This window comes from Synechococcus sp. CS-1329 (assembly GCF_025128055.1).
Classification (GTDB): domain Bacteria; phylum Cyanobacteriota; class Cyanobacteriia; order PCC-6307; family Cyanobiaceae; genus Regnicoccus_A.
In genome coordinates this window covers 45,735-58,599 of record NZ_JAHLYS010000012.1, presented here as the reverse complement: position 1 = coordinate 58,599, position 12,865 = coordinate 45,735, and the positions used below count along the sequence as shown (strand labels likewise).

The following is a 12,865-nucleotide window of genomic DNA, read 5'->3' as shown; positions in this document are numbered from 1 at the left end:
AAGGAACTCAATCCGCGAGTGTCCCATGGCGCCGATAGAAGGGCCGCTTCACCACCACGGCTGGCTCGGCCTTGCCGCGGATCTCCACCGCCAGCTCAGTGCCGACCCGGGTGGCGTCGGCCGGCACGTAGGCCAGGGCGATCGCCTCCCCCAGGGTGGGCGACCAGGTGCCGCTGGTGACCTCGCCCACCACCTGACCAGCGCGCAGCACCGGATAGCCGTGGCGGGCGATCGCCCGGCCCTGGAGCTTGAGGCCCACCAGGCGCCGACTCACCCCCTCGGCGCTCTGGCGCTCCAACACCTCCCGACCGATGAAGGCCGCCGGCATCTCCAGGTGCACCAGCCAGCCCAGGGAGGCCTCCAGGGGGGTGGTGGTGCTGTCCATGTCGCTGCCGTAGAGGTGCATGGCCGCCTCAAGGCGCAGGGTGTCGCGGGCACCGAGGCCACAGGGGGTCACCCCCTCCGCCAGCAGCTGGGTCCAGAGGGCGCCGCCGGCGGCGCGATCCAGCAGGAGCTCCACGCCGTCTTCGCCGGTGTAGCCGGTGCGGGCCACGAAGGCCGTGGCGCCGGCGGCGGCCGCCGTCGCGGTGCCGGCCAGCTGGATGCTGCGGTGAGCGAAGCGGGGCAGGCCGCCCAGATCCACCCCCGCCAGGGCCTCCAGCCGGGCGATCGCCTCGGGGCCCTGCAGGGCCAGCAACACGCCATCGCCCTTGCGGTCGCTGATCACCAGGCCCGTGGGCTCCAGCTGACTGCGCAGCCAGGCGGTGTCGGCCTCGGCGCAGCCGGCATTGATGATCAGCAGCAGTTCATCGGCTGGCGCTTCGTTCTCCTCTGGCCGGCCGAGGTCGTAGACGATCAGGTCGTCGCGGATGCCGCCGGCCTCGTTGAGCAGCACGGTGTAGGTGGCCTCACCCGGGCCGATCCGGAACAGATCGCTGGGCACCAGGGCCTGCAGGGCGTCCTTGGCGCCATCGCCCCGCAGGCGCAGCACCCCCATGTGGGAGATGTCGAAGACGCCGCAGCCCTCGCGCACCGCCCTGTGTTCCTGCACCAGCCCCTGAAACTGCACGGGCATCTCCCAGCCCTCAAAGGGCACCAGGCGGGCACCGGCCTCACGGCAGGCCCCGTGCAGAGGCGTTCGCTTCAGGGAGTCCGCCATGGAATGGGCTGTCGCGACTGCTGGCGGCGATCCTATGGACGCCACCCCAGCACAGGCCGGCCCAGCAGACGGCCACCAGGCAATACCGAAGACTTCCAGCAGGTTCGGCTTTTCCCCTGGTGTGATACAGGGAAGGTCATTACCTTGGATGCCCTGAATGGGTCGCGCCCATGGGCCAGCGCCCGAACTGTCGTAGCTGCAACCACTGCCAGGCGCCCGAGGCCTCCTTCGGCAGCACCGAGCAGAGCTGGTGCCAGATGCGACGGCTGGCCATCCATGCCGACCTGGTTGGTGACCTCTGGTGTCACCACTGGACCCCCCGTCCGCCCCGCCTGCCCAGCATCGATCAATCCCCGCTGGCGATGCCGGTGCCCGCCAACCGTCAGCTGGCCCTCACCGACCTGCTGGTGGCCGCCAGCTGAGTGGGGACAGTCCCCTGCCGATGGGCGCAGCAGGCGCCATGCTGAGAGTCCGAATCCCTGAATGGAGGTGGATGATTGGTTGCACTCGCACCCGCCATGCCGGTTGAACTGATGGCTTCCCAGGTGGACGGTGAGACCCTCACCCTGCCCACCGGCTCTCCTGTGTTTCATCCAGGTGATCTCGCCCGCGCCATCTACGGAGTCCGCAAGGGCATCGTCGAACTGATCGACGCCTCGAGAAATCGCCTCTGCTATCGCCACGGCGAACTGTTCAGCTACGAAGACATCGCCTGGCGCGGCGGCTACTTCCGCAATGAGGCCATCGCCCGCACCCCGGTGGAGCTGGTGAAGCTGGATCGCCTGAACTTCCTCAACCTGCTGCACAACCACCCCACCCTCGCGGTGGTGTTGATCGGGCAGCAGCACGAACGCCTGCGGGAGCAGCGTTCCAGCGGCTCCTACTCCTACTGAGCCTGGCCGCCTACTGACCCTGGCCCAGCAGCAGCAGCAGGCTGCGGGTCACCTTCGCCGCCAGCACGGCGCTGATGCCACTGGGATCAAGGCCGGGGGCGAGCTCCACCACATCGGCCGCCACCAGCCGGTGCTGGCGCAGCTCCTCCAGCAGCCCCGCGAAGTGGCCCCAGTGGTAACCGCCGGGCTCGGGGGTGCCAGTGCCAGGCATCACGGCGGGATCGAACCAGTCGAGATCGACGGTGAGATAGATCGGCCGGCCGCGCAGGGGGGCCAGGGCAGCCACCAGCTCCGCCTGCAGCCGCTCGGGCTGCAGCGACAGCCCCGGGCCCTGCCCCACCAGCCGGCCGCTGCGGCGCAGCTCCTCGAACTCCTCGCGGGTGCCGCTGCGGATCGCCACCTGCAGCAGGTCGCCGGAGGGGAGCACCTCCAGGCAGCGGCGCATGGCACAGGCATGGCTGTGGCTGGTCCCGAGCCAGCTCTGGCGCAGGTCGGCGTGGGCATCGAGCTGCACCAGGGCCAGGTCGGGGTGGCGGGCGGCCACGGCCGCCACGGCGCCACTGCTGAGCGAATGCTCACCGCCGAGCATCAGCGGCCGCAGCCCCAGCTCCAGCACGGCGCGGGTGGCCTCACCCACGGCGGCCAGCACGGGCTCGGGCGCACCGAAAGGAATGGCCACCGCCCCCAGATCAGCGAAGGCCAGGTCGTCGAGATCGAGATCCAGCTGGGGGTCATAGGTTTCCAGTCCGCTGCTCACCTCCCGGATCGCCGAGGGCCCGAAGCGGGTGCCCGGCCGGAAGGAGGTGGTGCCGTCGTAGGGCACCCCGAACAGGCCGACGCGGCACCCCTCGGGGTCGCGCCGCGATCCCATGAAGATGGCACCGTCGCGATCGAACAGATCGGGGTCCAGGGGTGCAGGGGCTGAGGCTGAGGCTGAGGCTGGGGACACGCGCATCGGCTCAGGGCTGGGGGTGGTCAAGGGCCCGCTCGATGGCGGCCGGAATGGCCTCGAAGGCACCGCGTTGCCAGCGGGGTGACCAGATCTCACAGCCCGCCGCCACCACCTCCGCCCGCTCCGGCCTGGGCTGCAGGTAGCGCGGGCCATCGACAGCCGCGAAGGTCCAGCTCCACCAGCCGCTGGGGTACATCGGCACCCAGCCATAGAGAGGATCGGCGTGGCCGAACACCTCGCGCAGCAGCCGCACCGTGGCCAGGTGCACCTCGCGGAAGCTTTCCGGGGATTCGCTCTGGGTGGCGAAGACGCCACCGGGCCGCAGCAGGCGGCGGCACTGCTCGAAGAAGGCCCGGTTGAACAGGCCCTCGGCGGGGCCGGCGGGGTCGGAGCCATCCACGATCACCACGTCGTAGCTGGCGGTGGCCGCCGCCGACACCCAGGCGATGCCATCGCCCAGGGTGAGCTGAAAGCGGGGATCGTCCCAGCAGCCGCCGCCGAGGGTGGGCAGATAACGCTGGGAGCACTCCACCACCAGCCCATCAATCTCCACCAGATCGAGCTGGCGCACGCCGGGGTAGCGCAGGCACTCCCGGGCCGTGCCGCCGTCGCCGCCGCCGATCACCAGCACCCGCTCGATGGAGGCTGCGGCGCAGAGGGCCGGATGCACCAGCGGCTCGTGGTAGTGGCGCTCCTGGCGCTCGGCCGTCATCCAGCAGCCATCGATCAGCAGCCCCTTGCCGTAGCGCTGGCTGTCGATGATCGTGACCCGCTGGTAGGGGCTGTCCTGCTCCAGCAGCACCCGGGCTTCGAGGCCGTAGCGCACGCCCTGGTGAATTTCATCGACCCAGTCAGGGGTTGGATCCATCGCTGCTGACTCCCGGAGCCGCCCTAGCTAAGCCTTCAGGGGAGCAGCCTGTCACCCAGGCATCCCCGGTCCACCACCATCCATGAGTTTGAGCCGATGACGCTGACCCGACGGGAGTGGCTGCAGGGCGCGGGCCTGGCGGCGGGCGCCCTGGCCTGGCCGCAGCTGGTGGGCCCGGATCGGGCGGAGGCCGGCGCGCTCACGCCGGAGCTGGAGCAGAGCCTGGCGGCCTGCTCTCCCCATGACGATCCGCTCGGCAGCCTGCTGCGCCGCAATGTCCAGTTCAGCCGCGCCTGGCAGGCCGCCGCCGCCGCCGGCAGCGCCGAGGAGCGCACGGAGCTGATGAATGGCCTCTGGCAGAGCACCTGTCAGGTGGACCCCAGCGCCATGGCCAGCGGCCAGCGACCCTGGGCGGCCCTGCTGAGCTGCGCCGATTCGCGGGTGTCGCCGGAGTGGATCTTCGTGTCGGGTGCAGGGGAGCTGTTCGATGTGCGCTGCGCCGGCAACACTGCCTTCGACGACGGCGTCGCCTCGCTGGAGTACGCGATAGCGGAGCTGGCGGTGCCCCTGATCCTGGTGATGGGTCATAGCGGCTGCGGCGCCGTCACTGCCGCCCTGGCCGAGGCGCCGCTGACGCCGCTGCTGGAGCAGCTGGTGACACCAATCCGCGCGGCACTGCAACCGGGCGACGACCTCAGCCTGGCGATCCGCCACAACGCCAGCCACTCCGCCCAGGAACTGAGCCGGCGCAGCAGCCTGCTGCGGGAGGCCGTGGGCGCCGGGCGGCTGCGCATCCAGCCCGCCTGCTTCGACATCGCCAGCGGTGCGGTGACGCTGCTGTGAGCGGCCAGGGAACCATCGATGCCTGATCTGCCCCTGAACGAGCGGCTGGTGATCCCGGCGGCCGAGCTGAGCTGGCGCTTCTCCCGCTCCTCGGGGCCGGGCGGCCAGGGGGTGAACACCACCGATTCCAGGGTGGAGCTGGTGTTCGATCTGGCGGCCACCACGGTGCTGCCGCCCCTGCTCAAGGCCCGGGCCCTGCGCCGGCTGGAGGGTCGGCTGCTGGAGGGCACGCTGGTGCTCACCGCATCGGAGCACCGCTCCCAGTGGCAGAACCGTCAGGCCGCCCTGCGCCGGCTGGCGGAGCTGCTGCGTACCGCGATCGAGCCGCCGCCCCCGCCGCGCCGGCGCACCAAGCCCACCCGCGGTTCGGTGGAGCGGCGCCTGAGCGCCAAGAAGCAACGGGGTGCGATCAAGGGCCAGCGCCGCTCGCGTCCCCCCCTGCCCGACGACTGAGCTCCTGGGAGCGGCGGATCTGGGCCTTGGCCTGCTGCCAGAGGGCCTCCAGCTCCGGCAGGCTCCGCCCCTCCAGGCTGCCGCCCAGGGCCGCCTCGACGCGGGAGAAGCGATCCAGAAAGCGGTGGTTGGTGCCGGCCAGGCCGGCCTCCGGATCGAGGGCGCACCAGCGGGCCACGTTCACCAGGGTGAAGAGCACGTCCCCCAGCTCCTCCTGGGCGTGGGCCCGATCGCCGCTGGCCACCGCCTGCTGGAGCTCATCGAGTTCCTCCTCCACCTTCTGCCACACCCCCTCGATCGACTCCCACTCGAAGCCGGCGGCGGCGGCCTTGCGCGAGATGGTCATGGCGGCGGCCAGGGGGGGCTGGCCGCGCACCTTGCCGGCGAGGCGATCGCTGAGGGGGCTGCTGGATCCGTCACGGGCGCGGGCCTCCTCGGCCTTGATCGCCTCCCAGCTGACTTTCACCGCCGCGCTGTCGCCGGTCACTCCGCGGTTGGCGGCTGGCTGGGCAGCGGGCTCCGCAAACACGTGGGGATGACGTCGGACCAGCTTGTCGTGCAGGCCACGGCTGATCTGCGCGAGATCGAAGCGGCCCGCCTCGCTGGCGATCTGGGCGTGCAGCAACACCTGCAGCAACAGGTCGCCCAGTTCCTCGGCCAGGTGCCGGTCGTCGCCATGGCGGATGGCATCCGCCACCTCGTGGGCTTCCTCCAGCACATAGGGCACCAGCGAGGCGTGGGTCTGCTCCAGGTCCCAGGGGCAGCCGGCCTGGGGGTCGCGCAGCTGCTCCACCACGGCGATCAGCCCGGCGAGGGCCTCCAGCGTGGGGCCCGGCTCAGCGGGATCGAAGGACGCGTCGGGTCCAGTCACGGGCCACTGGGCCGCAGGCCCCCCGTCCTAACGCCGTCTACGCTTCCGCCGCAGCAGCCGGGGCAGACGCGGCAGTGGATCACCGTCCTGGAGCAGGTGCAGCCAGCTGCTGGCCTCCACCCCCAGCAGCAGCGCCAGAACCAGGGGCCGCTGCTGGCTCCAGAGCCCACGGCCCAGCTCCAGCAGCCGCCCGGGGCCCGGAGCGCCCAGGGGGGCGAGCAGCGCACTCAGCGCCAACACCATCACCCCCAGATAGGTCAGCCGCAGCGCCGTACCCAGCAGCGGGCTGTGGGATAACAGTGAGCGGTGACTCAGGCCGCGGCGGTAGGGCCACCACAGCCAGGCGAACGGACCCCAGCGCCGGCTGGGGTTGGAGCGGGTGTCGAGGTCGGGAGAGAGCCAGAGGCCACCCAGCAGAAAGCCCGCGGCGGCGCTCGCCACCCCCGCCAGCCCCAGCCACGGCCACCACAGCAGAGCGAAGGGCAGGCTCAACAGCCAGGTGGCGCGGTCATGGCTGCGGCCATCGGCCATGGCGGATGCAGACGGCTGGTGTGCAGGCAGAATGCCCCCACGCGCGATTAGCTCAGCGGTAGAGCGCCTGCCTTACAAGCAGGATGTCGCTGGTTCGAACCCGGCATCGCGCATGACTCAGCCAGTGGCCGTCATCTCGGAGCGTCGGGCTGATCACGTCGGCCCGGCTGGGGCCAGCCAGGCCCACTGGCGCGGCTTGATCTCGACCTCCCGACATCAATGGATGACCCGCAGCCGGCAACAGGGTCAAGGTTGATCGTTCAGAATGATCCCCATTGACAGAAATCGAGCCCAACTTGAATAACAGTAGAGAGGCAAAAGAAGCCAAACCCAGAAGACACTGAACCTCCCCATTCCTCAGCAGAATCAGCTCCAATCCAGCCGACGTCATCACTCCTGAACTGCCGCAGCCCCCTTGCTGCAGCTGGAGTTCATGCACCTGCAAGGCCCCTGCCGGCCGGCCGATCAGATCCACATCGCGTTTTAATGGATCCATCACTGGTCCTCGATTCATGAACTCCATCGCGCTCATCGTCAGTGCCGCCGTGGCAGCCTCGGGCCTGCCGGCGGCCGCACAGACCCTGGCCTGCACTCGGCTTTCGGAGCAGCTCCTGAAGCAATTGGGCACTGGCCCCAGCCAAACCCTGGAGGCCAGGGCTGAGCAGCAACGCCAGGTGCTGCGCACCCAGAACTGCGACCCGCAGGCCACGGGCTACGACCTGGAAGCCGAGAGCATCAAGCTGAACAAACAACTGGGCAAGAAACCCGAAGAGAAAGTTCCCTTCAGCTTCGGCAGAATGATCAACATTCAATATTGATGCGTCACCCCCACTCCAGCTCGCGTTGAACCAGGCCCCTCACTGGCCAGTCGTCAGCTCACAGCTGCAGCCTCGCCCGGCGCAGAGCGAGTCGAGGTCGGGGCGGCCGGTGATGCGCAGCCGCAGTCGGGCCCAGAGGCCATAGAGGGCACGGGCCAGGGGGCCGATCAGCGGCCAGTTGATCGGGGCGTAGATCCAGCCGAGCCCCACGAGGCGGTAGGCGTCCTGGAACACCGCCAGGTCATGCAGCACCAGGCCATCGGCCTTGATGCCATGGACGCGACCCATGGCCTCCCGGTAGCTGATGCCCTGGAAGGCGGCGGGATCGTAGAGGGGATCATCAATATCGACGAAGCGAATCGCTCCGCGGCCGCCATCACGGCGGCGGAGAATCTCCACCTCACGCCTGCAGAGTGGGCAGGCTCCGTCGTAGAGAAGGGTGAGCTCGGCTGTTGTCATCACTTGAACCTAGGGAATGAGCTGACGCCATCGGCCTGGGATCAACGCTATCTGCAGGGTCGTGATGGCTGGGACCTTGGCCAGGCCGCCCCGCCATTGGCGCACTTTCTGCAGGAGCATCCGCTGGCACCGCAGCCACCGGGGCGGGTGCTGGTGCCCGGTTGCGGCCGCGGCCATGACGCACGGCTGCTCGCGCAGCTCGGCTTCTCGGTGACCGGAATCGACATCAGCGCCGAAGCCCTGAGCGAAGCCCGCCGGCTGGATCAGCCCGAGGCCTCCTCTGAGTGGCTGCAGCTGGATGCCCTCGATCCGGCGGCACTCCAGCAGGCGGGATTGACAGCAGCCAGCATGATCGGCGTGGTGGAGCACACCTGCTTCTGCGCGATCGATCCAGCCCTGCGTGGCGCCTATGCCCGCAGCATGGCGCAGCTAGTGGCAACGGGGGGCTGGTTGCTGGGCCTGTTCTGGTGCCATGGCCGCAGCGGCGGCCCACCCTTCGGCGCTCAACCGCAGCAGATCAGCGCGCTGCTGGAGGGCGCCGGCTTTGATGCCGAAGTGTGGGGCCCTGCCGAGCACGGAGTGCCCAGCCGGGATAACGAATGGCTCGGCCTCTGGCGCCGCAGAGGCTGAGACGAGGCACAAAAATGCTGCCACCCTCGGCTGAAGGCAGCAGCTCTTTGCAATGTGATAAAAGGGGCTAAACCCCAGTTGCGGCAAGGCGATGGCAGGCCGCCGCGCTCAGGCGATCACTCATCCTCGTCGTCGCTGCCGACAGGCACGAGGCGGATCTGCTTGCGGCCGAGCTTGATCTGGAACTCATCGCCGGGCTTGAGGTCGATCAGGGCGGTGTAGGCCTTGCCGATCAGCAGGTTGCCATTGAACTGAACCTTGGTGACGTAGCTGAGCTTGCGGCCACTCTTGCCGGCACCACCGCCACCGCCGACGCCGAGGCTGACGCCCTTGGCCTCCAGCAGCGCTTCGTAGAACGCCGTGAAATTCAGCCGCTCGCTGCCGTCTTTTTTCGAACTCACGTAGCCGCAGCTGCGCACCAGGTCGGATTTGGAGGCATCACCCATCTCCTTCACCTTGGCGAGCAGGTCAGGTCCGGTGAGCATGACGTTCATTTCTAAGAACAGCCGAATCATAGCAATCGAACAGATGCCTTGGCCAGCAAACAGCCCCCAGTTCCACCCAACAACCCCCGCAAACTGATGACCGAATGCAAGCCGCAAGCCGCTTGACGGAAGGCCACATCATCCCAACGCTTTCCCAGGGGTGGTCTCACCGTCAGGCTGGATCTTCAAGCCCGACCGACTCACCAGCGGCCCAGCCATCCCCCTGGGGGCCATCACCAGAGCCAGGCCTGAGCACAACAAATCAGTCAGGATGTCGGTGATCGGGCATCCCAGGGGTCGCCGCGTTGCTCGCCAGTCCTGCTTTCACGATCCGGCCCATGGCCGAATCACACCTGCCCCTGGTGACGGAATGGGCCCGGCAGGAGGGCTTCTGCCCCGGACTGGGCGATGCCGGTGTGTACCGCCAGACCGATGCCACTGGCCTCTGGGTGGGGGTCCTGGGCGAGGAGCCGGTGGGATGTGTGGCGGGAATTCGTTACGACGAGCGCTATGGATTCATCGGCCTCTTCCTTGTGCGACCGGCCTTCCGCGGACGGGGCTACGGGGTGGCGCTCTGGCGCCAGGCCCTCGCCCACCTCGATGGGGTGGCCTGCATCGGCCTGGAGGCGGCACCCGAGCGGCTGATCGACTACGGCCACTGGGGCTTCAAGGCGGCCTACGACACCCTGCGCTGGCGCCTTCCCTCCGCCAGCCGTGCCCGCTGCAGCGACGCTCAGCTGCCGCCGGGCTATGCCGTGGTGGCGGCGGCGCAGCTGGGCGCCGATGTCGGCTCCAATCAACTCGTGCTCCGCTACGACGCCCGTCACGAAGCCACACCGCGCCCCCACTTCCTTGGGCAATGGCTGCGCCAGGACAACGGCACCGTGGAGCTGGTGCGCGATGAACTGGGCTGCTGCCGCGGCTTCGGACGGATCAGGCCCTGCCTGCTGCCCGATGGCGGCGGCGCCGTGGGCTGGCGGCTTGGGCCCCTGCTGGCGGATGCCCCCCTGCTGGCGGGCGCCCTGCTGGATCGGCTCTGTTCGGAGCGCAGCGGACCGGTGCTGATCGACGCCCCCGAGGCCAATCCCAGGTCCCATCGCCTGCTGGAGCAGCGCGGCTTCCAGATCGCCGGGCGCACTGTGCGCATGTACCGCGGCACCCCTCCCGAGCTGCCTCTGCAGGACATCTACGGCCTGGCCTGCCTGGAGCTGGGCTGAGACAAAAGCTCTGACTAACCTGCCTCACCGGCAGCGCAACCATGAGTCCCTTCCGCCCGCTGCGATCCCGCACCAGCCGCCTGCGCCCCGTACGCCTGCTCAAGCTCGATGGCGTCTACCGGGCCGACAACATCGACAGCCTGATCAGCCAGTGGCGGGAGCCCTACCGGCTGATGCTCAAGGTGCCCTGGCCGGGCTTCCTGCTGCTGATCGCCCTGGCCTACCTGGGCACCAACGTCGTCTTCGCTCTGCTCTATCTGCTGGATGCTCCCGGCATCGGCGGCCTGCCCCAGGGCCAGCTGGCGGGCTTCAGCGATGCCTTCTTCTTCAGCGTCCAGACCCTGGGCTCCATCGGCTACGGCGTGCTGCACCCCATCTCTCCGCTGGTGAATGGACTGGTCACCCTGCAGGCTTTCGTGAGCCTGGTGTTCACCGCCATGACCACGGGCCTGGTGTTCGCCCGCTTCTCCCGCAGCAGGGCAGAGATCTGCTTCAGCAAGGTGGCCACGGTTCAGCCCTGGGATGGCAGACCCTGTCTCACCTTCCGCATTGCCAACGTGCACCACAACAACCTGGTGAGTGCCCAGGTGCAGGCCTATCTGGCCATCGATGAACGCAGCGCCGAGGGCGAAACGATGCGCCGCCTGCACCGGCTGGAGCTGGTGCGCAGCGAGGCCTTCCTCTTCCAGCTGATGTGGACGGTGATGCACCCGATCGGCCCGGACAGTCCCCTGCATGGCCTGGGCGAAGCCCAATTGCGCACCGCCCACGGGGAGGTGCTTGTGGCGTTTGAGGGCGTGGATGAAACGGTGCGCAGCCCGGTGTACAAACGAGCCGCCTACAACAGCAGCCGGATCCGCTTCGACGAAACCTTCGTGGATATCTTCAGAGATGACCAGAGCGAGTTTCGCTGTCTTGATTTCAGCCGCTTCAACGACACCCGCCAGCGCTGAACCCGGCACCATCCAGCTGGTGTTTGACGGTGGCTGTCCCTTCTGCAGCGCCTTTGCCGCCATGGGCGAACTGCGCGGGGGTCTGCCTCAGCTGCGGATCATCGATGGCCGCGCCGATCACGCCCTGCGCCGGCAGCTCAAGGCACGGGGTTTCGATCTGGCCAGGGGAGCGGTGCTGATCGAGGGAGAGCACTGCTGGCATGGGGCCGAGGCTGTGCAGCGGCTCTGCGCCCAGTTGCGGCCGAGTTCCACCCTGCTGAGCCTGCTCACGGCGGTGTTCGGCGAAGAGGAGCGCAGCCGCAGGCTCTACCCCCTGCTGCTGGCCGCCCGCCGTGGCGCCCTGGCCCTGCGGGGGCTGCCGCTCGATCCGGATGACACCGCCCGGCTTAGCCTCTGACGTCAGCGATCGCGGCGCCATGAGCTATCTGCGCGAGATCATGCACCGGCTGCGGGAGCGCTCCGGAGCCAGCGAATCCGGCCGCGAGCCGACCGGTGTTGCCTACAGCCCCCTGAGTGAACGGGTGCTCGAGGAGCATCTGCACAGCTACCGCCAGTGCCTGAAGAGCTGCAGCGACGCCATGCTCCCCTACGAATGGGCCTGGCTCGAGGACCATCTCGCTACCCTCCAGCTCTCCAGCGGCCAGGGGTCGATGCAGAAGGTGCTGGGGGGGCCGCAGCGGGTGGCCGATCTCCTGCGCGAAACCCGCTGTTTCCAGGCTGAAGTGCGCGGAGAACTGGAACGTCGTGGCCTGGAGCACGGCAACCGCACGGCGCCACTGGCCGCCCAGGAGCATGCCTGGGAGCTGAGCAACCCGGCCATCCGCCTGGAGTGGGGCATCGAGCCCGCCGAGCCGCCCTCCGGCTGAGGCAAGAGAGCAGACCAGCGCCCGATGCCGGAGCACGTGTTCGTCTACGGGAGCCTGAAGCGGGGGGAGCCCAACCACCCCTGGCTCGATGGCAGCCGCTTCCTCGGGCGGCGCCGCCTGGTGGGAGCCCGGCTGTACGACCTCGGGCCCTACCCGATGGCGGTGGCCGCCAACGCCGCTGAGCCGGAACCGGATGATCCCCGGGAACCACCGGAACCCGCGCTGATCCATGGCGAGCTGTATGCCCTAGAGGCGAGCGGCCTGTCCCGGCTCGATCAACTTGAGGACGTGCCCCGCGAGTACCGACGCCAGCGCTGGCGGCTGAGCGACGGCAGCTGGGCCTGGGCCTACCTGGGCCGCCCCGAGCAGGTGATCAGCCTGCCGCTGGTGCCCTACGGCGACTGGGGCAGCACCCCGGTGTTCAGCTACGGCTCGAATCTCTGCCCCACCCAGCTGGCGCAGCGCTGCCCCCGCTGGGATGGCAGCGGCCTGGTGGCGCGGCTGGAGGGCTGGCGCTGGGGGATCAACAAGCGGCGGCTGGGCCGCGCTCCAGGCGAAGGCGCCGCCGGGCTCGTGCGCCACAGCGGCGCCCACTGCTGGGGGGTGGTGCACCATCACAGCCCGGAGGATCGCGCCAGCCTCGATCGCTGCGAGGGCGTGGCGGCTGGCCACTACCGCCACCAGCCGGTTCAGCTGATCACCAGCACCGGCGAATCCCTCGAGGCCCTCACCTACGTGCCCACCCCCGCCTGGCGCGACCCGGGGCTGAGCGCCAGCGACTGCTACGCCGCGGCCATCCGGCGCGGAGCCCGCCACTGGCAGCTGCCCCAGGCCTGGCTGAAGCAGCTGGAAGCAGAGCTGAGCTGA

Annotated in this window: 18 protein-coding genes and 1 tRNA gene; 12 read left to right on the top strand and 7 right to left on the bottom strand. The window is 69.2% G+C overall.

Annotated elements, in window-relative coordinates:
• Positions 1–7 precede the first annotated feature (7 nt).
• On the bottom strand, positions 8–1,159 hold the full coding sequence (gene gcvT, locus KQ304_RS01790; protein WP_259735408.1) for a glycine cleavage system aminomethyltransferase GcvT: 1,152 nt from the start codon (positions 1,157–1,159) through the stop codon (positions 8–10).
• 170 nt (positions 1,160–1,329) lie between these two features.
• On the opposite strand from gcvT, the gene KQ304_RS01785 reads away from it, so the two are divergent.
• Both KQ304_RS01785 and KQ304_RS01780 read left to right on the top strand, forming a co-directional pair.
• Positions 1,330–1,581, top strand: coding sequence for a hypothetical protein (locus tag KQ304_RS01785; protein WP_259735407.1), 252 nt, complete (start codon positions 1,330–1,332; stop codon positions 1,579–1,581).
• 111 nt (positions 1,582–1,692) lie between these two features.
• Positions 1,693–2,052 carry a cyclic nucleotide-binding domain-containing protein gene (locus tag KQ304_RS01780; RefSeq protein ID WP_259735406.1) on the top strand — a complete coding sequence of 120 codons (360 nt, stop codon included), beginning with the start codon at positions 1,693–1,695 and terminating at the stop codon, positions 2,050–2,052.
• A gap of 10 nt (positions 2,053–2,062) precedes the next feature.
• Here KQ304_RS01780 and speB read toward each other — a convergent pair whose 3' ends face one another.
• Positions 2,063–3,007 carry an agmatinase gene (gene speB / locus KQ304_RS01775; RefSeq protein WP_259735405.1) on the bottom strand — a complete coding sequence of 315 codons (945 nt, stop codon included), beginning with the start codon at positions 3,005–3,007 and terminating at the stop codon, positions 2,063–2,065.
• A 4-nt stretch (positions 3,008–3,011) separates the two neighbouring features.
• Positions 3,012–3,872 (bottom strand): polyamine aminopropyltransferase, encoded by an 861-nt coding sequence (gene speE / locus KQ304_RS01770; RefSeq protein ID WP_259735404.1) that lies wholly within the window; start codon positions 3,870–3,872, stop codon positions 3,012–3,014.
• Between the two features lie 96 nt (positions 3,873–3,968).
• Between speE and KQ304_RS01765 the strand changes: the two genes are divergently transcribed.
• Positions 3,969–4,715, top strand: a complete 747-nt coding sequence (locus tag KQ304_RS01765) for a carbonic anhydrase (protein ID WP_259735403.1) — start codon at positions 3,969–3,971, stop codon at positions 4,713–4,715.
• A gap of 18 nt (positions 4,716–4,733) precedes the next feature.
• Entirely contained in the window at positions 4,734–5,168 is a 435-nt protein-coding gene (arfB, locus tag KQ304_RS01760) for an alternative ribosome rescue aminoacyl-tRNA hydrolase ArfB (RefSeq protein ID WP_259735402.1), read from the top strand.
• Here arfB and mazG read toward each other — a convergent pair.
• Both mazG and KQ304_RS01750 read right to left on the bottom strand, forming a co-directional pair.
• Entirely contained in the window at positions 5,125–6,039 is a 915-nt protein-coding gene (mazG, locus tag KQ304_RS01755; protein WP_399228113.1) for a nucleoside triphosphate pyrophosphohydrolase, read from the bottom strand. The two genes, arfB and mazG, sit on opposite strands and share 44 nt — an antisense overlap.
• 27 nt (positions 6,040–6,066) lie before the next feature.
• On the bottom strand, positions 6,067–6,570 hold the full coding sequence (locus KQ304_RS01750) for a metal-binding protein (protein ID WP_259735401.1): 504 nt from the start codon (positions 6,568–6,570) through the stop codon (positions 6,067–6,069).
• A gap of 41 nt (positions 6,571–6,611) precedes the next feature.
• Here KQ304_RS01750 and KQ304_RS01745 point away from each other — a divergent pair.
• Both KQ304_RS01745 and KQ304_RS01740 read left to right on the top strand, forming a co-directional pair.
• A tRNA-Val gene (locus tag KQ304_RS01745) sits at positions 6,612–6,683 on the top strand.
• A 399-nt stretch (positions 6,684–7,082) separates the two neighbouring features.
• Entirely contained in the window at positions 7,083–7,388 is a 306-nt protein-coding gene (locus KQ304_RS01740; protein WP_259735400.1) for a hypothetical protein, read from the top strand.
• 39 nt (positions 7,389–7,427) lie between these two features.
• On the opposite strand, the gene KQ304_RS01735 is transcribed toward KQ304_RS01740, so the two are convergent.
• Positions 7,428–7,847 carry a thiol-disulfide oxidoreductase DCC family protein gene (locus KQ304_RS01735; protein ID WP_259735399.1) on the bottom strand — a complete coding sequence of 140 codons (420 nt, stop codon included), beginning with the start codon at positions 7,845–7,847 and terminating at the stop codon, positions 7,428–7,430.
• A 3-nt stretch (positions 7,848–7,850) separates the two neighbouring features.
• Here KQ304_RS01735 and KQ304_RS01730 point away from each other — a divergent pair, with 3 nt between their 5' ends.
• Positions 7,851–8,477 carry a TPMT family class I SAM-dependent methyltransferase gene (locus KQ304_RS01730; protein WP_259735398.1) on the top strand — a complete coding sequence of 209 codons (627 nt, stop codon included), beginning with the start codon at positions 7,851–7,853 and terminating at the stop codon, positions 8,475–8,477.
• A gap of 116 nt (positions 8,478–8,593) precedes the next feature.
• On the opposite strand, the gene KQ304_RS01725 is transcribed toward KQ304_RS01730, so the two are convergent.
• Positions 8,594–8,962: an AbrB family transcriptional regulator gene (locus KQ304_RS01725; protein WP_255110672.1), complete on the bottom strand. Its 369-nt coding sequence runs from the start codon at positions 8,960–8,962 to the stop codon at positions 8,594–8,596.
• Between the two features lie 338 nt (positions 8,963–9,300).
• Here KQ304_RS01725 and KQ304_RS01720 point away from each other — a divergent pair, with 338 nt between their 5' ends.
• From KQ304_RS01720 to KQ304_RS01700, 5 genes are read left to right on the top strand one after another with little or no spacing between them, the layout of a single operon-like run.
• Positions 9,301–10,179, top strand: coding sequence for a GNAT family N-acetyltransferase (locus tag KQ304_RS01720; RefSeq protein ID WP_259735397.1), 879 nt, complete (start codon positions 9,301–9,303; stop codon positions 10,177–10,179).
• Between the two features lie 41 nt (positions 10,180–10,220).
• Positions 10,221–11,132, top strand: a complete 912-nt coding sequence (locus KQ304_RS01715) for an ion channel (RefSeq protein ID WP_259735396.1) — start codon at positions 10,221–10,223, stop codon at positions 11,130–11,132.
• Positions 11,071–11,529 (top strand): DUF393 domain-containing protein, encoded by a 459-nt coding sequence (locus tag KQ304_RS01710; protein ID WP_259735395.1) that lies wholly within the window; start codon positions 11,071–11,073, stop codon positions 11,527–11,529. Before KQ304_RS01715 ends, KQ304_RS01710 begins: the two co-directional genes overlap by 62 nt.
• 19 nt (positions 11,530–11,548) lie before the next feature.
• Entirely contained in the window at positions 11,549–11,998 is a 450-nt protein-coding gene (locus tag KQ304_RS01705) for a hypothetical protein (protein WP_259735394.1), read from the top strand.
• A 24-nt stretch (positions 11,999–12,022) separates the two neighbouring features.
• On the top strand, positions 12,023–12,865 hold the full coding sequence (locus KQ304_RS01700) for a gamma-glutamylcyclotransferase (protein WP_259735393.1): 843 nt from the start codon (positions 12,023–12,025) through the stop codon (positions 12,863–12,865).